The sequence below is a fragment of the Actinomyces sp. oral taxon 170 str. F0386 genome (assembly GCF_000195595.1).
Classification (GTDB): domain Bacteria; phylum Actinomycetota; class Actinomycetes; order Actinomycetales; family Actinomycetaceae; genus Actinomyces.
In genome coordinates this window covers 321,425-339,694 of the sequence record NZ_GL882573.1, presented here as the reverse complement: position 1 = coordinate 339,694, position 18,270 = coordinate 321,425, and the positions used below count along the sequence as shown (strand labels likewise).

15 protein-coding genes and 1 pseudogene are annotated in these 18,270 nt (G+C 70.8%); 9 read left to right on the top strand and 7 right to left on the bottom strand.

Going from position 1 to position 18,270, the window contains the following annotated elements; translation table 11 throughout:
• The 4 genes and pseudogenes from HMPREF9056_RS14270 to HMPREF9056_RS12945 all read left to right on the top strand — a co-directional run.
• Positions 1–211, top strand: a pseudogene (locus HMPREF9056_RS14270) (hypothetical protein); the annotation flags it as partial.
• Positions 212–328: 117 nt separating this feature from the next.
• Entirely contained in the window at positions 329–832 is a 504-nt protein-coding gene (locus tag HMPREF9056_RS12955; RefSeq protein WP_009747217.1) for a nodulation protein NfeD, read from the top strand.
• A 120-nt stretch (positions 833–952) separates the two neighbouring features.
• A complete protein-coding gene (locus HMPREF9056_RS12950) occupies positions 953–2,395 on the top strand; it encodes a flotillin family protein (protein ID WP_009747216.1) in 1,443 nt (480 codons plus the stop codon).
• Positions 2,396–2,653: 258 nt separating this feature from the next.
• The gene (locus tag HMPREF9056_RS12945) at positions 2,654–3,388 is read left to right on the top strand and encodes an L-ribulose-5-phosphate 4-epimerase (protein ID WP_009747215.1); all 735 of its coding nucleotides are present in this window, start codon (positions 2,654–2,656) and stop codon (positions 3,386–3,388) included.
• Positions 3,389–3,488: 100 nt separating this feature from the next.
• Here HMPREF9056_RS12945 and HMPREF9056_RS12940 read toward each other — a convergent pair whose 3' ends face one another.
• From HMPREF9056_RS12940 to HMPREF9056_RS12920, 5 genes are all read right to left on the bottom strand, one after another.
• Positions 3,489–4,829 carry an MFS transporter gene (locus tag HMPREF9056_RS12940; RefSeq protein WP_009747214.1) on the bottom strand — a complete coding sequence of 447 codons (1,341 nt, stop codon included), beginning with the start codon at positions 4,827–4,829 and terminating at the stop codon, positions 3,489–3,491.
• Positions 4,830–4,909: 80 nt separating this feature from the next.
• Positions 4,910–5,860: a sugar kinase gene (locus HMPREF9056_RS12935; protein WP_009747213.1), complete on the bottom strand. Its 951-nt coding sequence runs from the start codon at positions 5,858–5,860 to the stop codon at positions 4,910–4,912.
• A 135-nt stretch (positions 5,861–5,995) separates the two neighbouring features.
• Positions 5,996–6,934, bottom strand: coding sequence for an L-ribulose-5-phosphate 3-epimerase (locus tag HMPREF9056_RS12930; RefSeq protein ID WP_009747212.1), 939 nt, complete (start codon positions 6,932–6,934; stop codon positions 5,996–5,998).
• Positions 6,931–7,602, bottom strand: a complete 672-nt coding sequence (locus HMPREF9056_RS12925; protein ID WP_009747211.1) for a 3-dehydro-L-gulonate-6-phosphate decarboxylase — start codon at positions 7,600–7,602, stop codon at positions 6,931–6,933. The genes HMPREF9056_RS12930 and HMPREF9056_RS12925 overlap by 4 nt, the downstream gene beginning before the upstream one ends.
• A gap of 13 nt (positions 7,603–7,615) precedes the next feature.
• The gene (locus HMPREF9056_RS12920; protein ID WP_009747210.1) at positions 7,616–8,608 is read right to left on the bottom strand and encodes a phosphotriesterase; all 993 of its coding nucleotides are present in this window, start codon (positions 8,606–8,608) and stop codon (positions 7,616–7,618) included.
• A 237-nt stretch (positions 8,609–8,845) separates the two neighbouring features.
• Between HMPREF9056_RS12920 and HMPREF9056_RS12915 the strand changes: the two genes are divergently transcribed.
• The 5 genes from HMPREF9056_RS12915 (at position 8,846) to disA (ending at position 15,735) form a co-directional block, all read left to right on the top strand.
• Complete coding sequence (locus HMPREF9056_RS12915) at positions 8,846–9,805, top strand: sugar-binding transcriptional regulator (protein WP_009747208.1); 960 nt, start codon at positions 8,846–8,848, stop codon at positions 9,803–9,805.
• A 184-nt stretch (positions 9,806–9,989) separates the two neighbouring features.
• On the top strand, positions 9,990–12,092 hold the full coding sequence (tkt, locus tag HMPREF9056_RS12910; protein WP_034514562.1) for a transketolase: 2,103 nt from the start codon (positions 9,990–9,992) through the stop codon (positions 12,090–12,092).
• Between the two features lie 225 nt (positions 12,093–12,317).
• Positions 12,318–12,836: a hypothetical protein gene (locus tag HMPREF9056_RS12905; protein ID WP_009747206.1), complete on the top strand. Its 519-nt coding sequence runs from the start codon at positions 12,318–12,320 to the stop codon at positions 12,834–12,836.
• 62 nt (positions 12,837–12,898) lie between these two features.
• Positions 12,899–14,323: a DNA repair protein RadA gene (gene radA, locus HMPREF9056_RS12900; RefSeq protein ID WP_009747205.1), complete on the top strand. Its 1,425-nt coding sequence runs from the start codon at positions 12,899–12,901 to the stop codon at positions 14,321–14,323.
• Between the two features lie 341 nt (positions 14,324–14,664).
• Complete coding sequence (gene disA / locus HMPREF9056_RS12895) at positions 14,665–15,735, top strand: DNA integrity scanning diadenylate cyclase DisA (RefSeq protein WP_009747204.1); 1,071 nt, start codon at positions 14,665–14,667, stop codon at positions 15,733–15,735.
• A gap of 58 nt (positions 15,736–15,793) precedes the next feature.
• Here the strand turns inward: disA and HMPREF9056_RS14830 are convergent, their stop codons facing one another.
• Together HMPREF9056_RS14830 and HMPREF9056_RS12885 are read right to left on the bottom strand one after the other, a co-directional pair.
• Positions 15,794–17,125: a hypothetical protein gene (locus HMPREF9056_RS14830; protein WP_253270047.1), complete on the bottom strand. Its 1,332-nt coding sequence runs from the start codon at positions 17,123–17,125 to the stop codon at positions 15,794–15,796.
• Positions 17,126–17,343: 218 nt separating this feature from the next.
• Positions 17,344–18,243 carry an A/G-specific adenine glycosylase gene (locus HMPREF9056_RS12885; protein WP_253270046.1) on the bottom strand — a complete coding sequence of 300 codons (900 nt, stop codon included), beginning with the start codon at positions 18,241–18,243 and terminating at the stop codon, positions 17,344–17,346.
• Positions 18,244–18,270: the final 27 nt, after the last annotated feature.

The following is an 18,270-nucleotide window of genomic DNA, read 5'->3' as shown; positions in this document are numbered from 1 at the left end:
CCACCGGGCGGTTGCCGTCCCGGCGCGCACGGCCGCACCGGCGGGCCCCGCCCAGGCGGCCAACCCGGATGCCCAGGAGACCATCACCGTTCCCACGGGCCGCTCGGCGTCGACGGCGTCAGCGACGACCGTGCCAACGGCGTCGTCCTGGTCCTTCACTCCCCCGTCCCTGCAGGACTCCGCCGAGCTCCCCCGGGCACGCGGCGCCTGACCCGGCCACGTCCAGTCACCGGGTCCTTCTCCCCATCTCATCGCGGTTTCCCGCCCCGGCCTGCGTGGCAGAATCCAGGCCCAGGAGGCCGAGGGGCTTCCACGGAAGGAGACCGGCATGAGCATCTTCGCCTGGTGCGCGATCATCGGATGCGCCACTCTCCTGGCCGGGATCCTTCTCGACGGCGTGCTCGACGCGTTCCTCCCAGATGGGATGGTGCCGGTCCTCGCTCTGCCGGTGGCGGTCTTCGGCGCCATCGGCATGGCGATGACGGCGGTACCGGGACCGGCGGCGGCGCAGGTGCCGGCCGCCGTCGTGTGGGGCGTTCCCGCAGCACTGGCCCTCGCCTCCGGCGCGCTCACACGCCGGCTGTGGAACCGTCTCAGGCGCTCCATGCCGCTGGACACGGCTCCGCCCACCGCCGCGGAGCTGGTCGGTGAGAAGGTGACCGTTCTGTGGTGGAAGGACGGCAGCGGCGAGGTTCGCGCCGTCACGCGCGGCAACCAGCTCACTCTGCCGGCGCGCTCCGAGGAGCCGCTGCGCTCGGGCCAGAGCGCCTGGGTGCTCGACGCCGTCGACTCCACCCTCACCATCGCCCCCTGGGAGCAGATCGACGGCTGAACCCACCGGGTGTCGGTGACGGGCCACCGGCACCGGCCTCCTCCTGCCCGCCATCCTCTTCCTCATTTTCCTCATTGTCCCCCTCTTCCTCCCATCTCCCCGCAAAGAAAGGAACACAGCATGGATGCCTCGCTCATCGGCGCGATCGTCATCATCGTCATCATCGCGCTGCTGGTAGTCGTCTACATGTTCAGCCGGATCGTCGTGGTCCCCTCCAACCTCACCGGTCTCATCTCCGGATCGAACCGGGGCACGGTCAAGATCATCCACCCCGGTGGGCGCGACTTCGTCCTGCCGGTCATCCAGTCCATCCAGTACCTGCCCTTCACCCAGACCACGATCGGCTTCAAGGTCACCGCCGAGGACGAGAACAAGATCCACGTCAACGTCGCCGCCGTCGCCGCCGTCAAGGTCGGCGACTCCGACGAGCAGGTGCGCGCCGCCGCCAAGCGCTTCCTGGGCAAGCCCAACACGGACCAGGCCATCGCCGACTCCGCCCGTGAGGCGCTCATCGGCTCCCTGCGCTCGATCATCGGCCACATGACGGTCACCGACCTCATCTCCGACCGTGACGCCCTCCAGCGCAACGTCTTCGACGACGCCAAGAGCATCATGGCCAATATGGGACTGGAGATCGACATGCTCCAGGTCTCCGAGATCACCGACGCCGGCGGCTACATCGAGTCCCTGGGTGTGCCCGAGCAGCAGCGCGTCGAAAAGGACGCCCGCATCGCGCGGGCCAACGCCGAGCGCGAGGCCCGCGACGCCGAGGTCACCTCACGTCAGCAGATCGCCGAGCGCGAGCGCGATCTGTCCCTGCGTCAGGCCCAGCTCAAGGCCGAGACGGACAAGGCCCAGGCCGATGCCGACTCCGCCGGCCCGATCGCCCGCGCCGCCAAGGAGCGCGAGATCGCCATCATCGGCCAGGAGGCCGCCGAGGCCAAGGCCTCCCTGACCGAGCGCGAGCTCGACTCCACGGTGCGCAAGCCCGCCGACGCCGCCCGCTACCAGCGCGAGCAGGAGGCTCAGGCCTCCAAGACCGAGGCGCTGCTGCGTGCCGAGGCCGACGCCGAGCGCACCCGGCTGGATGCCGAGGCCCAGGCTCAGGCCACCGTGGCCCGCGCGGAGGCCGAGGCCAAGGCGACCGCCGCCCGGGCCCGCGCCGAGGCAGACGCCATCGCCGCCCGCGGTCAGGCCGAGGCCGACACGATCCGCGCCGCCGGTGAGGCCGAGGCCAAGGCCATGAGCGACAAGGCCGACGCCCTGGCCAAGTACGGCGAGGCCGCCACTCGTCAGATGCTGCTGGACAAGGCCCCCGAGATCGCCCGGGCCCTGAGCGAGCCGCTGGCCAGCGTGCGCGACCTGTCGATCATCTCCACCGAGGGCGCCTCGGCCCTGCCCAAGGCCGTGGCCAGCAACGTCGAGCAGCTCGACGTCATCCTGCGCAGCCTGGTGGGCACAGGCCTGACCGACATGGTGGGAGGCCACCTGTCGGACTCCGGATCCCCGGAGGCGCACGAGGGTGGGGCCCTGGCGGACGTCGTCGAGCACCAGGAGGGTTGAGGCCGGCTGCTGCTCCACAGTCGTCCGGCTCATCCGGCCCGTCGACGAACGGGGGCATGTCACGCGTGAGGGGACAGAGTTCCTGCCCCCGACCGCGCGACATATCCCCGTTGAGCGTGCGGCAGCGATCGCCTGGCAGACGACGTCGGCCGGAAACAACCGTGAACATTCGTGCGCCGGACCTGATGACGAGGGCCCACTGGCTCCGAAGAATCGCCAGTGACACCGGTTATCACTGACGATCAAAGGAGCGCACGCATGAGCGAGAGGATCATCCTGGCCGACCTGGATCAGCAGCTGCAGGAGGCGGTGGCGAGCACTCGACGGCGAGTGGCCGACCTTCACGCCGAGCTGCCCCGGTGGGGGCTGGTGGTGTGGACCGCCGGCAACGTCTCCGAGCGGGTCGTCGTCGACCGCGGCGACGGCCCAGTCAAGACCGACCTGTTCATCATCAAGCCCTCCGGCGTCTCCTACGACGAGCTGAGTGCGGAGACGATGGTGGTCTGCACGCTCGATGGGGAGAAGATCGACGACGGGACGCCGGCGTCGCTGAAGCCCTCCTCCGACACCGCCGCCCACGCCTACGTCTACCGTCACCGCGACGACGTCGGCGGCGTGGTCCACACCCACTCCCCCTACGCCACCGCATGGGCGGCGCGACGCGAGCCGATCCCCTGCGCCCTGACGATGATGGGCGACGAGTTCGGCGGCGACATCCCGATCGGCCCCTTCGCCCTCATCGGGGACGACTCGATCGGCCGCGGCATCGTGGAGACCCTGGAGGGTTCCAGGTCCCCGGCGGTCCTCATGGCCAACCATGGCCCCTTCACCGTCGGCAAGGACGCGCGCGACGCCGTCAAGGCCGCCGTCATGTGTGAGGAGGTCGCCCGCACAATGAGCATCGCCGAGCAGCTCGGCGAGGTGAAGCCGATCCCCGCCGACATGGTGGACCGCCTCAACGACCGGTACCAGCACGTCTACGGTCAGCACTAGCCGACGGCGCAAGGACGCGCCATGAGTGCGGGGTCCCGAACCAGATAGGTTCGGGACCCCGCACATCTGTTCATGTTGCTCCGTATCCGGAGGCAAAGGCTCAGATGTCCTCGAGGACCTCGCCCTTGGTCTCCCGGGCCAGCAGGTAGACGAACCCGCCCAGAACGAGCATGGCCGCGAAGAACATGAAGGCCGGGAAGACGGCAGCCAACGGGTGCGCCAGCTCCTTGAGGTTGTCCGAGCCGATCATCGCCCCCATGAGCAGCGGGCCGATGATCTTGGCGATCGCCCCGATGCCGTAGCCCAGGCCCAGCCCCGTCCCCCGGGCGTCGTTGGGGAACTGCTCGCCGCCGAAGGCATTGAGGATCCCGAAGGCGCCGTCGCCGAAGGCCATGGTGATGCAGATACCGGTGAAGAAGATGATCCAGGAGGCCTCCCAGTGGGCGGAGAAGGCCACGATGACCGCGCCCGCCGCCCCGATGAGCCCGAAGGAGAACATCGTCCAGCGCCGCCCGATCCGGTCGGCGAGCCAGGCCGAGGCCAGGCGCCCGAGGAGGTCCACCAGGGAGACCCCCATGAAGAGCGTACCCACGGTGTCGGCGTTGATGTCGTCGAAGCCGACCTCCAGGAGCGTCTGCCCCCAGGACTGCACGGTGAAGGAACCCAGGATGAAGCAGAAGGAGCCGATCGAGACGATGAGCAGAGGCCTGAGGTGCCTTCGAAACAGCTCGGAGTAGGCGATGCGTTGCTCGGTCTCCACCGGCGGCAGGGCACCCACCGCGTCGGGGCTCAGCTCCAGGGCCCAGGCGATGGACTCGCGAGCCTCGCGCTCGCGGCCCTGGGAGAGCAGGAAGCGGGGCGACTCCGGGACGATCCGGATCCAGGCCAGCAGGAGGATCGGGATCGCGCCCAGCGCGATGAGGCCGCGCCAGTTGTCATGCATGGCGCGTTGTCCCAGGGACCCCAGGAAGAGCCCCAGCGGGATGAACACCGAGCCGAGCCCGGCCAGCAGGCCGCGCTGCCTGGTGGGGACGAACTCCTGGACGTATGGAATGGAGACGATGTTGAGGCCTCCGACGCCCACGCCGACCAGAACCCGCAGGAGGGCGAGCATCATCCACCATCCGGTGGGGGTGAACACCGAGGCCAGGGTGAAGATGGTGAAGAGCAGGACGCACCAGAAGAAGGTGCGTCGTCGTCCCATCTGGTCGGCGGCCCGGCCCCACAGGACCGATCCGAGGACCGTCCCCAGCCCGGAGCAGGCCAGGATGACGCCGGTCTCGAAGCCGCCCAGGCTCCACTCCTTCTGGAGCTGGACGACGGCGAAGCCGATGAGGAACATGTCGAAGAACTCTGAGACGTTGGCGACGATCGCCAGCCCGATGATGCTTCGCTGGTGACCCGTCAGGGGCCGGGAGTCGATCTGTTCGAGGGCGCTCATGGCGGCAGCTCCCGGTGCCGCGCGTCCCGATGCGGTACTCATATGCGGTCCAATCTACGGTGGAGCCGGCACGCAGCCGGTCAGCGGACGATGTCGGAGCCCTGCGCCTGGAGCAGCTCAGCGGGGCGCACGTGGGTGAGGTCTCCGTGGTGGGTCAAGGCCAGGGATGCGACCTTGGTGCCGATCTCGATGCCGCGGCTCACGTCTCCGTCGAGCCAGCCGTGCAGGGTGCCGGCCACGAAGGAGTCCCCCGCCCCGGGACGGTCGATGACGGGGACGGACTTGATCTCGTAGACGCGCTCGCCCTCGGAGGCGGTGGACAGGTAGGTCCCGGCGCGCCCGTCGGTGGACACGACGGTGGGGGCGCCGATCTCCTCGCGCAGGTTGCGGCACACGTCCACACCCTGGCCAGGGACGCCGAAGACGATACCGGCGTCGGTTCGCGAGCAGAACAGGATCGAGGCTCCCCTGGCGATCGGCTCCAGGACGGCCCGGGCCTGCTCGCCGTCCCACAGCAGGGAGCGGAAGTTGACGTCGAGGGCGACGTCAACGCCACGGTCGCGAGCGGCGTCGGCGACGTAGCGCACCACCCGGGCGGTCTCGGGGGTCAGGGCCGCGGTGATCCCGGTGAGAAAGACCAGGCGGGTGTCGAGCAGGGCGTCCCAGTCGAACTCCTCGGGGACGATGCTGCGGAAGGGCGTGTACTCGCGGTCGTAGGTGACCTTGCCCGGCAGCGGGAACTCGCCCGGCTCGAGGAAGTAGAGGGCGACGCGACCCTCGTCGGTCATGACGACGTGGCTCATGTCCACGCCGACGGCGGAGTACTCCAGCGCGATGCGGTCGGCCAGCTCGCCTCGGGGCAGCTTGGTGGTCCAGGCGGTGGCGCGGCCGAGCTCGGACAGGAGCCCGGCGACGTTGGCCTCGGAGCCGGCGGCGGTCATTCGCAGGGACCGGGCGGTGGCCAGGCGGTCCCCGCGCTCGCAGGTCAGCCGGATCTGTCCCTCGCCAACGGTTGTCAGGTCGTACCTCATTGTCGATTCTCCTCTGCAGCGGCTGCGGTGCCGCTCGTGGTTCGGATGGTGGTTCGGGTGCGGTCGCGGTCCGGTGGTGGTGAGGCGGTCAGGAAGCTCGGAATGTGCTGGAGGTCGGCGTTCCGGGGGAAATCTCTACGGTGACACGACCAGCAGGCCCGCTGAGGCGGCCCGGTCCTCGATGAAGGCGCGAGCGGCGGTGCAGCGGCTCAGGGAGTCCGGGGCGTCGTCGTTCCACATCTCGATCATGAGGCGCCCGCTCCAGTCCTGGGCGGTCAGGAGCGCGAAGGAGCGGTCCCAGTCGACGATGCCGGTGCCCATCTCCACGCGGCGCGGCTCGCCGAGGCGCACATCCTTGGCGTGCATCGCCACCATGTGGCCTTCTCCGGCGGTGAGCTCGACGCCTGGGTCGAGACCCTGCTCGGCGATGTTGCCCAGGTCGGGGTAGAGCTGGAGGTAGGGCGAGTCGACGGCGTCGACGAACTCCATGGCCTTGGTCAGGGAGGTGACGTCGTCGCCGTCGACGTTCTCGATCCCCATGACGACGCCCAGGCGCGCGGCCAGCGGGACGGCGTCGGCCAGGAGCTGGGCGTACCAGCGCTCGGCGTCGGGGTTCGGGTCCTCGTAGTAGCAGTAGTAGCCGGCGAGCTGGATGACCGGGACGCCCAGGTCGTGGCAGACCCGCAGGCCGCGGGCCATGACCTCGCGGGCACACCGGCGCACGTCCGGGTCGGCCGATCCGGGCGCGATCCGGCGGTGCAGGGACAGGCAGATCCCGCCGATGGCGGTGCCGGCCGCCTCGGCGGCCCGACGCACGGTGCGGCACTGCCCGGTGTCCCAGCCCAGGCGGGCCTCCCGTTCGGGGGACTCGTCGATGGACAGGTCGAGGAAGGAGAAGCCGGCTCGGGGCACCTGGTCGAGGAAGGTCCGCCAGGCCTCACCGTCCACTCGGCTCCCGGAGACCGCCAGCGGCCCGCTGCGCAGTGCCTTCTCGTAAATGCCCAGGCTGATGCCGGCCTCGAGCCCGGCCCCGGCGCCGGCCCGTGCGGAGTCCGATGCGGCGGCGGAGCTCATGGCCACACCTCCTCCAGGGTGGTGCGCAGCCCGGCGGCCGCTGCGGCGGGGTCCTCGGCGGCGACGATCGCCCGGCCGGCGATGACGATGCCGACGGCGCGCCCGGCGAAGGCGGGCAGGTCGGCGGGGCCCACACCACCGGTGATGGTGACCGTGAAGCCCATGGCGGCCAGCTCATCGACCCGGTCCATGTCCTCGCTCCTCCAGGACAGGTCGCCGGAGGCCTCCCGGTCGCGGGAGCGCTTGACGATGACGTGCTCGACGCCGGCCTGCCGCCAGGCGCGGGCCCGTTCGGCGTCGAACCACTCGTCTGCCAGCTCGACCTGGACCTCGCCGCCGTGCTCGCCGGCCACCTGGCAGACCTGTCGGATGGTGGACATGGAGGCGCCGGCCACGCAGGAGACGAGGTCGGCCCCGGCCTCGAAGGCCAGGCGGGCGATCTTGGAACCGGCCTCGGCGATGCGCACGTCGGCGAGGATCTGCTTGTCCGGGAAGAGGGCCCGGACGGCTCGCACGGCGTGGAAGCCCTCGCACAGGACGAGGATGGTGCCGCACTCGATGACGTCGACGTGGGGCGCCGCCTGCTGGAGGGGGCCGAGCGCGCTGGGCAGGTCGAGCGTGTCCAGGGCGATCTGGAGCCTGGGGGTTGCGGGTTGCTGGGGCGTCATGATGTCCCTCCTCTCAGCCGGCCAGGGGCTCGAAGGCGAAGAAGGTGGCGGCGTTGCCCACCAGGAGGTCCTGGACGTAGGCGGGGTCGACGCCCTCGTCCTTGATGAGGCGGGGGCAGAAGACGGCCGGGTCGTAGTCGATGCCGGAGACCGACCCGTAGGCCTTCTGGTAGGACGCCTTGCCCGAGTCGGTGCCCAGGAGGATCTGCTTGCCGTAGCCCTTCTGCCCCAGGGTCTTGATGAGGTCGACGCGGGCGTTGTCGGGCACGTACTTGATGCGGTTGGTGCCGTCAAGCTCGACGTAGGCGCCGGTGGCGACGATCTGTTCGTGGACCCACGGGTCCCAGTTGCGCTGAATGTGGCCGATGGCGATCTTCTCCGGGGCCACGCCCTGATCGATGAGGAAGCGGGCCTGCTCGGGGCCGCAGGTACCGGCGGTGACGTGGGTGTTGATAGGTGCGCCGGTCTCCTTGGAGGCGATGGCCACGGCCTGGCCGGTCTTGACCTCCCAGTCGGTGATCCGCCCGTAGGCGGTGGCCCACTTGATGCAGCCGGCCCTGATGTCGGTGCGCTTGACGAGGGGGCCCATGTAGTCGCCCGCGTCGACGCCCTCGACGACGTCGGCGATGAGCAGGTCGGCGATCTCTGCGACCGTGTACTGGTTGACCCAGGACTGGCGCCACTCCAGGTAGACCTTCTGCTGGTGGAAACCGGTGGCCTGGATGACCTGCAGGTCCGGAACGCGGTCGACGACGTCGCGCAGCATGAGCACACCGCGCCCGGAAGAAGCCGGGCACATGTCGACGATGGTGGCGCTGGGGGCGTAGCGCTTAGAGGCCTCGACGAAGAAGGTGGCCTCCTGGACCGCCTTGTCCTCATCGATGAGGAGGTGGTCGGGGTCGATGTAGACCTCCCCCGCGCCCACGCGGATGAGGTGGTCGTGGGCGTTGACGACTCCGAGGCTCGCGGGGTCGACGTCGCCGTGGATGGTGCGGACGATTCCCATGGGTTCTTCTCCTCCGGACGGGTTTCGGTCACGTGCTGGCGGGGCGCCGGCAGCGGCACAGCGCAGTACCACCGGCCCGCACACCGCCCGTATCCGTCACGCTACGAAGAAGGGGACCAGCGTCGAAGACGAGTCGTGAACGGATGTTCAGATTGACGACGCAACCGACACTCCCTCTCCGAAGGAATCGTTGCCAGAACACGAGATCCGATAGTCACGTTTGGATAACATGAACGCATGTGTGCACAGCTGACTCGGGAACGGGCCTCGCTGCTGCTGGAGGTGGCCCACCTCTACTGGGACGAGGGCCTCGATCAGGCGAGGATCGCCAGCAGGATGGGCTACTCGCGCCCCACGGTCTCGCGCATGCTCTCCGAGGCCCGCAGGCACGGCGTCGTCACCGTCACCGTGTCCCACCCCATTGAGCGGCTCATGGCCCTGGAGGAGCAGCTGGCGCAGGCCTTCGGGCTCAAGGAGGCGCGGGTCGCCGAGGACCGCGCCGACGGCGCCAGCGGCCCGGGCGCCGAGGTCGCCCGGGTGTGCGGCGACCTGCTCCTGGAGCGCTGCGGGCCCCGCGGCGTCATCGCCGTGTCCAACGGCCGGGCCGTGGGCGCCGTCGTTCATCACCTACCCGAGCGCGTCTGGCCCGAATCAACGGCGGTGGCGATGCTGGGCTCGGCCGGGGAGTCCTTCCACCTCGAGGACGGCCCGGACATCTGCCGCAACCTGGCCCTGCGACTGGGCGGCCACTACCGCTCGCTGCCGGTCCCCCTCGTCTTCGACTCCCTGAAGAACGCCCGCGCGGTGCGCAGCGAGGAGCAGGTAGCCACCACGCTGGAGCTCGCCGCCCGCTGCGACGTAGCGCTCACCGGCATCGGCGCCGTCGGGGAGACAACGAGCAGTCCGCTGCTGCGCCGCTGGATGACCCCGGCCGTCATGCGCGAGTGCCGCCGCAAGTACGTCGTCGCCCATGTCTGCGGGCACCATCTGGACGCCGAGGGCAACCACGTGCGCACGGCCCTGTGCGACCGCACCCTGTGCCTGGACCCCTCCCGACTCAGCGATATCCCCCTGGTCATCGGTGTGGCCGCGGGCAGGGACAAGGTCGATGCCGTGCGCGCGACCCTGCGTGGCGACTACCTGTCCGCACTCGTCACCGACGAGAGCACTGCCCGCTCCCTCCTGGAGAGCGTCTGAACCCGCCGGGGAGAGAACAGTCCGGGCGGCGTATCCGAGTTGATCTGAACACGCGTTCATCTGCGTACTTGCCCGCCCCCGCGGAAGCGGGAAGGATCAGTCCCGATGCCCGGCCGCAGGAACGCCAGCACGGCGCTCGCGGTCGCGGGCGATATGCACCCTCATGCACAAGGAGTCCTCAGTTATGAGTGCTGAGCCGCTGCTCACCGACCTCGACCGTCGGGCTGTCGCCGTGTCGAAGGCCCTGGCCGCCGACGCCGTGGAGAAGGCCGGGTCGGGCCACCCCGGCACGCCGATCTCCCTGGCGGGGGTGGCGTGGCTGCTCTACCAGCGCGAGATGGTCCACGACCCGCTCGACCCGGGCTGGCTGGGGCGTGACAGGTTCGTCCTGTCCATCGGGCACGCCTCACTGGTGCAGTACATCCAGCTGTTCCTGGCCGGATACGACATCGACCTGGAGGGATTCACGGCCTTCCGCTCACCGTCGGGCCTGCCTGGCCACCCCGAGTTCGGTGAGGTGGCTGGCGTGGAGACGACCACCGGACCACTGGGGGCGGGCTTCGCCAACGCGGTGGGCCTGGCGATGGCGGCGCGCCGCGAGCACGGTCTGCTCGACGCCGGCACCCCCCTGGGCGAGTCGGTCTTCGACCACTTCGTCTACACGATCCTCGGGGACGGCTGCATGCAGGAGGGAGTGAGCTCGGAGGCCGCGTCCCTGGCCGGTACCCAGCAGCTGGGCAACCTCATCGCCATCTACGACGACAACGACATCTCCATCGAGGGCAACACGGACATCGCCTTCACTGAGGACGTCTCGGCCCGTTTCGAGGCCTACGGGTGGCAGGTGCTCGACGTCGACTGGCGCACCGGCGGCCCGGATGGCTCGGGGGGCTACGCGGAGGACCTCCAGGCGCTGCACGAGGCGATCGTCGCGGCCCGCGCCGAGACCGAGCGTCCGTCGCTGATCCGTCTGCACACCATCATCGCCTGGCCGTCCCCGACCAAGCAGGGCCAGGAGTCCTCCCACGGCTCCAAGCTCGGGGGTGAGGAGATCGCCGGGCTCAAGCGGGCCCTGAGTCTGGACCCCGAGCAGACCTTCATCCTGCCCGACGACGTCGTCGCCCATGCTCGGAAGCGGGCCGCCGAGAATACTCGGGCCGCCCGAGCGGTCTGGGACGAGCGCTTCGCGGCCTGGCAGCAGGCCAACCCCGAGGGCTCCGCGCTGCTGGAGCGCCTTCAGGCCCACCGCCTGCCCGAGGGCCTCCAGACGGCCCTGCCGACGTGGGAGACCGGCCAGTCCCTGGCGACCCGTGCGGCGTCGGGGAAGGTCCTGGCCGCGCTGGCCGGGGTAGTGCCCGAGCTGTGGGGCGGGTCGTCGGACCTGGCCGGCTCGAACAACACGACCATGGCCGGGCAGCCCTCCTTCCTGCCCACATCCCTGGCGCAGGCCGAGGGCGACGGGCCCTTCGGTCGCACCATCCACTTCGGTGTGCGTGAGCACGCCATGGGCTCGGTCCTCAACGGGATCGCCCTGGACGGGCTCACCCGGCCCTATGGTGGCACCTTCATGGTGTTCTCCGACTACATGCGCCCGGCCGTGCGCCTGGCGGCGCTCATGGGGGTCGGCTCGATCTTCGTGTGGTCCCACGACTCGATCGGCGTGGGCGAGGACGGCCCCACCCACCAGCCGATCGAGCACCTGGCGGCGCTGCGCGCCATCCCGGGCCTGGCCGTGGTGCGCCCCGGGGACGCCAACGAGACCGCCGCCGCCTGGGCCGAGATCCTGGCCCGCCACGGCGAGCCGGCCGGCATCGTCCTGTCGCGCCAGAACCTCACCGTCAACGCCTCCGCCCAGGCCGCGGCTGAGGGCGTGAGGCGGGGCGCCTACGTCCTGGCCGAGGCCACCGACGCCGGCGGCGGGCAGGTCAGCCCCGAGGTGGTCCTGGTGGCCACCGGATCCGAGGTCGGTGTGGCCGTGGCCGCCCGTGACATCCTCCAGGGGCAGGGCACGCCCACCCGGGTGGTCTCCGCGCCCTGCCTGGAGTGGTTCGCCCAGCAGGGCGACGCCTACCGGTCTGAGGTGCTGCCGGCCGGCGCTGCCAAGGTCTCCATCGAGGCCGGCATCGCCATGGGCTGGCGCGAGATTGTCGGCGACGCCGGCGAGATCGTCTCCCTGGACCACTACGGCACCTCCGCCGCCGGCACCACCCTGTTCAAGGAGTACGGATTCACCGCCAACAACGTCGCCCAGCACGCCCGCCAGGCCCTGGCCCGCACCCACGACTGACGGACACCCCTCACCACCGAGCCGGGCTCCTCCTGCCCAGCCCCAGATCCTCTGGGAAAGCACCGTGAGAGGAGCCCGGCTCGATGTGCGAGAAATATATGTCACGGGGATACCGCTCCCCATGTCGAGCAGGTGACGTGCCGGCTGATTTTAGGCACGCTAGGTCCGGTCGCGCCGTCGGCGCACTGCGGTACCAGTCCCCGAACACAGAAAAGGCCGTCTCTCATGAGCGCACAGCTACCCGCCCAGAACACCCCCCAGATCCCTGACAGCAACGACTCCGGCGAGGAGCAGCCTCTGCGCACGCGCTACTACTACCTCATCATGACCGTCATGGTCGTGATCGGCGTCGTCATCGATATCGCGATCTACATCGGGATCATCACGAACGCCGAGGGGACGGTGCGCATCCCCTACCTGGTCTTCATTCTTCCCGTTGTCGGCGCTCTGGCGATCGGGCGGTTCGCCGACGCGGCCCTGGCCAAGAAGTCTCCCCACCTGGTGCCCGGCCACGTGGCCCCCCAGTACCAGCCCTATCCGGGTGCGACCCCCGCACAGCAGGGCTACGGCCAGCCCTACGGGCAGCCGGCCGCCCAGCCGGTGGCACCGCAGAGCACCGGCTACGGCCAGATGCCCGGTCAGCAGACGGCTCCCGGCGCACCGCAGCAGGCCCCGCACGGCCAGCCGCAGCAGCCCTACGGTCAGGGAGGGCAGCCGGGGCAGACCGGCCCGGTCGGCTACTGAGTCGCGGCAGGCGCCGAGTAGATGCCCGATTAGATGTCGGTGGGGCCCGATACGCTCCGTTCATGCCCGCACCGAAGAGTCTCAAGGCCCCCAAGGTCTCCTACCGCTGCACCGAGTGCGGCTGGTCCAGTCCCAAGTGGATGGGCCAGTGCCGGGAGTGCCGGGAATGGGGAACCTTGGAGGAGGTCCAGTCCGCCGGCGCCCCGGGTGGGGGCGCCGGCGGAAGCGTCCTGGCCACCGCCGGCGCCGTGCACCCGGCGGTGGCCGCCCGTCCCATCGAGGAGGTCAGCGCCACCGAGGCCAGGGCCCACCCCACCGGCGTGGGTGAGCTGGACCGGGTCCTGGGTGGTGGGATCGTGCCGGGCGCCGTCGTGCTGCTCGCCGGTGAGCCCGGCGTCGGCAAGTCCACGCTGCTGCTCGACGTCGCCGCGAAGGCCGCTGCAGTGGCGCGCGAGCGCGGGGACGGGCCGGTCCTCTACGTCACCGGCGAGGAGTCGGCCTCACAGGTGCGGCTGCGGGCCGAGCGCATCGACGCCCTGGACCCCGGGCTGCTCCTGGCCGCGGAGACCGAGCTCGGGGCCCTGCTGGGGCACGTGGAGGGGGCAGAGCCGTCCCTGCTGGTGGTGGACTCGGTCCAGACCATCGCCTCGGCACAGGTCGAGGGCAGCGCCGGGGGCGTCACCCAGGTCCGGGCCGTGGCCGGTGCACTTATCGCTGTGGCCAAGGAACGCAATATCCCGGTACTGCTCGTGGGGCACGTGACTAAGGACGGCGGGATCGCCGGCCCCCGGGTCCTGGAGCACCTGGTGGACGTCGTCACCCAGTTCGAGGGAGACCGCCACGCCCGCCTGCGACTGCTGCGGGCCGTCAAGAACCGTTACGGCCCAACCGACGAGGTCGGCTGCTTCGACCTGGGAGAGCGGGGCATCGTGGGGCTGGCGGACCCCTCGGGGCTGTTCCTGTCCGCCGCCCGCTCCGAGGTGCCGGGCACCTGCGCCACCGTCACCCTGGAGGGGCGCCGCCCCATGCCGGTGGAGATCCAGGCGCTCGTGGCATCCACGAATGCCGGCTCGCCGCGGCGCACCACCTCCGGGGTTGACCACTCGCGCACGGCCATGGCCCTGGCGGTACTCAGCGCCCGGTTGCGGGTGGACACCTCCAGCACGGACGTCTACGTCTCCACCGTGGGCGGGGCCCGCGCCGTCGAGCCGGCCACGGACCTGGCCGTGGCCATCTCCGTGGTCTCGGCCGCACGCAACCTGCCCACGCCCGCCGGGCTCGTGGCCTTCGGAGAGGTGGGGCTCACCGGTGAGGTGCGTGCCACCGTTGGCATCCAACGGCGGCTGGCGGAGGCATCACGGCTCGGCTTCGACCGGGCGATCGTGCCACTGGCCGGCTCCGCCGAGCTGCGCGAGATCGCCGGGATGCAGGTCCTGCCGGTCGCTCACGTGGGTGAGGCCATGGGGGCGGCGCTGCCGCGCGGCTGAGACCGTGGAAAGGGCCGGGGCGGAAAGCCGCCCATGATGATGGTGGGAGCGGTGAGCGTTGACGTCATCGACACACGTTGACAGTGCTGACGCCATGGTCCTACGGCGGCGGTCAATCTCGCCCACCTGCGCAGACACGCGCTCCCAACAGACCAAGCGGTCCAGTGTGGGAAGGCCCTCTCCGAGAGGTGACCCGCCTGCCGATACCATGGGGCCGTGAGCACCGGTGCGTGCGCGCTCAACCATATGGCGCCGGGCCAGACGGTCTGGAGCGAGCAGCCCCACCCCGGCGAACACGGACAGTGCGCGTCCCTCCTCAGGACACCGCGAGATCAGGAGAGATGATGATCGAGGCCGCTGGCCAGCTGCACGAGACGCTTGCGCTCGTCGCTCCCGGCACCGTCCTGCGTGACGGCCTGGAGCGGATCCTGCGCGGTCGTACCGGCGCGATCATCGTGCTGGGCTTCGACCCGGTGGTCGAGGCCATCTCCTCGGGCGGCTTCCACCTGGACGTCGAGCTCTCCGCGGCCAGGCTGCGCGAGCTGGCCAAGATGGACGGCGGTGTCGTCGTGGACATGGACACTGCCCGGATCCGGCGCGCCAACGTCCAGCTCCTGCCCAACGCCTCCATCCAGACCTCGGAGACGGGTATGCGTCACCGCACCGCCGAGCGCGTGGCCCGCCAGACCGGCTACCCGGTCATCTCCGTGAGCCAGTCGATGCGGATCATCTCCCTGTACGTGGATGGCAAGCGCCACGTCCTGGAGCCCAGCGAGTCGATCCTGGCCAGCGCCAACCAGGCCCTGTCCGCCCTCGAACGTTACAAGGCCCGTCTCGACCAGACCTCCGCCGGCCTGGACTCCCTGGAGATCGAGGACCTCGTCACCGTCCGAGACGTCACCTCAGTGCTCCAGCTCATGGAGATGGTCCGGCGCATCTCCGCCGACATCGACTCCTACGTGCTTGAGCTCGGCACCGACGGGCGCCTCCTGGCGCTCCAGGTCGAGGAGCTCACCCGGGGCCTGCTCGCCGAGCACGGCTTCCTCCTGGAGGACTACCTGCCCGAGGGACTGGACACCGCCACCGTGGACGCGCGTCTGAAGTGGGTGGGCTCCCCCGCACTCCTGGACCTGGCGATGGTGGCACGCTCCATGGGCCTGGGCGGCATCGACGGCCAGGACCTGGACGCCCAGGTCTCCCCGCGCGGTCTGCGGATCCTGTCCAAGATCCCTCGTCTGCCCGTGGTGACGGCGCGCGCCGTCGTCGAGCAGTGGGGATCCCTGCAGGGGGTTCTGGGCGCCACCATCGAGGAGCTCGAGGCGGTCGAGGGCGTCGGCGCCCAGAGGGCCCGGACCCTACGAGACGGGTTGTCGCGGCTGGCGGAGATCTCCGTCGTCGAGCGCTACTCCTGAGCCCACCGGCACCGTCCCCCCGTCGAACGGCCCTGGCGCCTCCTTGGGCCGGTCCACGTCAGCCGACGACGAAGACCCGGTCCTCGGTCAGGTCCTTGCCTCCCATGACGAAGTGGAAGCGATAGGTTCCCGCTCCGGCAGCGCTCCCGGGGGCGGTTTGCGTCTGGCCGGCCGAGGCACTCGCTGAGGAGCCGCCGGTCGCACTCGGGTCGGCCGATACCTGGTCGGAGGCCTGCGCGCTCGCGTCACCGTTCGGTGTGGAGGATGCCGAGGCGCTGGCCGGTGAGACCGGTGCGGCGGTGGCGACAGCGCAGTCGGAGGTGGCCGCGTTCCCGTTCCAGGTCACGCTGACCTCCGCGGTCTGCCCCGGAGGCAGGAGAAGGGCGCGCTCGGCCTGACCCACCGGGCAGGTGAGGGAGTCCCACACCTGCTGAGTGCCCGAGGAAACCCGTACCCCCACGGCCTGGCTGCCGGCGTCGAGCAGGCAGGGCGCCGAGCCGTTGTTGACCAGGGAGATGGAGAAGGTCGCCCCGGCCCCCACACCCACGGACTCCGGGGCGTTGACGGTATTCGACAGGGACGCGGGATCGCATGCCCCCGGCGTGGGGTAGACGGTGTGCACCTGGGCAGCGGCGCGTTCCTCGTCCTGGGTGCGGATGGTGCCGCGCACCCAGAAGTATCCGACGATGATGGCCACCACGACCAGTAGGAGGAACAGCAGCGCACCGCCGAGGACCAGCGTGCGACGCAAGCCGTAGCGGGGCTGGGGCGGGATCGGCTTGCGCAGCCTTCCGCTGCGGGGCTGATCCGGGCCGTCAGGGATCGAGTCGGGGGCGCCGGTGAGCCGCCCGCCGCCGATGTGGGCCCACTGGGCGCCCTTGCCCCAGCCATGACGACGATGACCGGAGTGGCCGGCCTGCGTCGAGCTCGTCCGGGCCGAGCGAGCGGTCCCGGGGGCGGCCTGCCGCGAGCGCGCGGCTGAGGGGCTCTGAGCGCCCTGGGCATTCTGGAAGCGCTGACTCCTACCGGACTGTCCCGTGCGCGCCCCCCGGGCCTTGCCGTCCTGAGAGGGCTTCCCCGATCCTCCACCGGAAGGCCGGCCCGATCGCCCCGAGTGCAGGGGGTGTCCGGTCAGCTTGGCGCCGGAGGCGCGGCCCTCTCGCCCCTTGCCCTGGGAACCGGCATTCCTGGCCTGGTGGGACTTGGCCGCGCCGCCATGGGATGAAGAGGCATGACCGGTGCCGGAACGACCCTTGGGCCCACCGCCGCCCTGCCGGTGGGGCCGGGACTGGGATCCCGAGGACGAGCGGCCGGAGGAGCCCGCGCCGCGACGGGCCGAGCCTCGTCGTCCTGCGCTTTCCCCATGACTGCGTCCGCGTCCTTTGGCCATGGCCACGACTTTACCGGCGGAGCGCCCCGATAGCCGTGAGCGCCCCGCCCGGGCGGGGCAGCGATCCACAGACCTTTGTCGAGGTCCGCACACGCGACACGCCCTGCACCCATCACCCGCCCCGCTCACCACCGTCGGGCCGGGCACGTTTCGCCGAGACCGACAGAATTTCTGTCGGGGTAGGCGAGAAGTGCCCGGCTCGGTGATGAAGGACCCAGCTAGGGAAGCCGGTAGGTGGCGCCGTCATCGTCGGTGGCGATGAGCCCATCGGTCAGGAGGGTGGTCAGGGCGCGCCCGGGCTGATCGGGGTCGGGGGCACCACCGGTACCGCTCAGCCCCGCTCGGGCGGCGCAGGCCTTCAGCTCTCCGGCCTCCACGGGCTGTCCGTCGGCGACCTCCCGTAGGCGGGCCATGATCAGGCCACGGGCCTGGCGGTCAGTGCCGCGCCAGGCCTGGGTACGGCGTCGGCCCGCATGAACGTCCGCCGGCCGGCCGGCTGCGAGCCAGGCACAGCTCACCTCCCACGGGCAGACGCCGCAGTTCGGTTCGCGGGCGGTGCACACCAGGGCGCCGAGCTCCATGACGGCCACCGACCAGTGGGCGGCGGTGGAGTCGTCGTCGGGCAGCAGGTGCAGCGCCCGCTCGCGCTCGGTCCGGTTGAGGCTGGGTGCCGGCAGGGCCTGGCCGGCGACGGCGCGCGCCAGGACCCGACGGACGTTCGTGTCCAGCACGAGGGCACGGCGGCCGTGGGCGAAGGCGAGGACCGCACCGGCCGTGTACTCCCCCACCCCGGGCAGGGCCAGGAGGGCATCGAGGTCGTCGGGCAGGACGCCGTCGTGCTGCTCGACGACGCTGCGGGCGCACTCGATGAGCCGCAGGGCGCGGCGCGGGTAGCCCAGACGCCCCCAGACCCGCAGCACCTCGGCGATGGGAGCCCGGGCGAGCTCGGTGGGCCCGGGCCAGCGCCGCATCCACTCCCGCCAGGCGGGGACGACGCGGGCGACCGGGGTCTGCTGGCTCATGACCTCCGAGACGAGGACCTCCCACGGCGTCGTGCCGGGGCGACGCCATGGCAGGTCACGGGCGTGGGCGTCGTACCAGGCAAGGACCGTCTGCACCGAGGGGTCATCCGAGTCAGAGGGTGT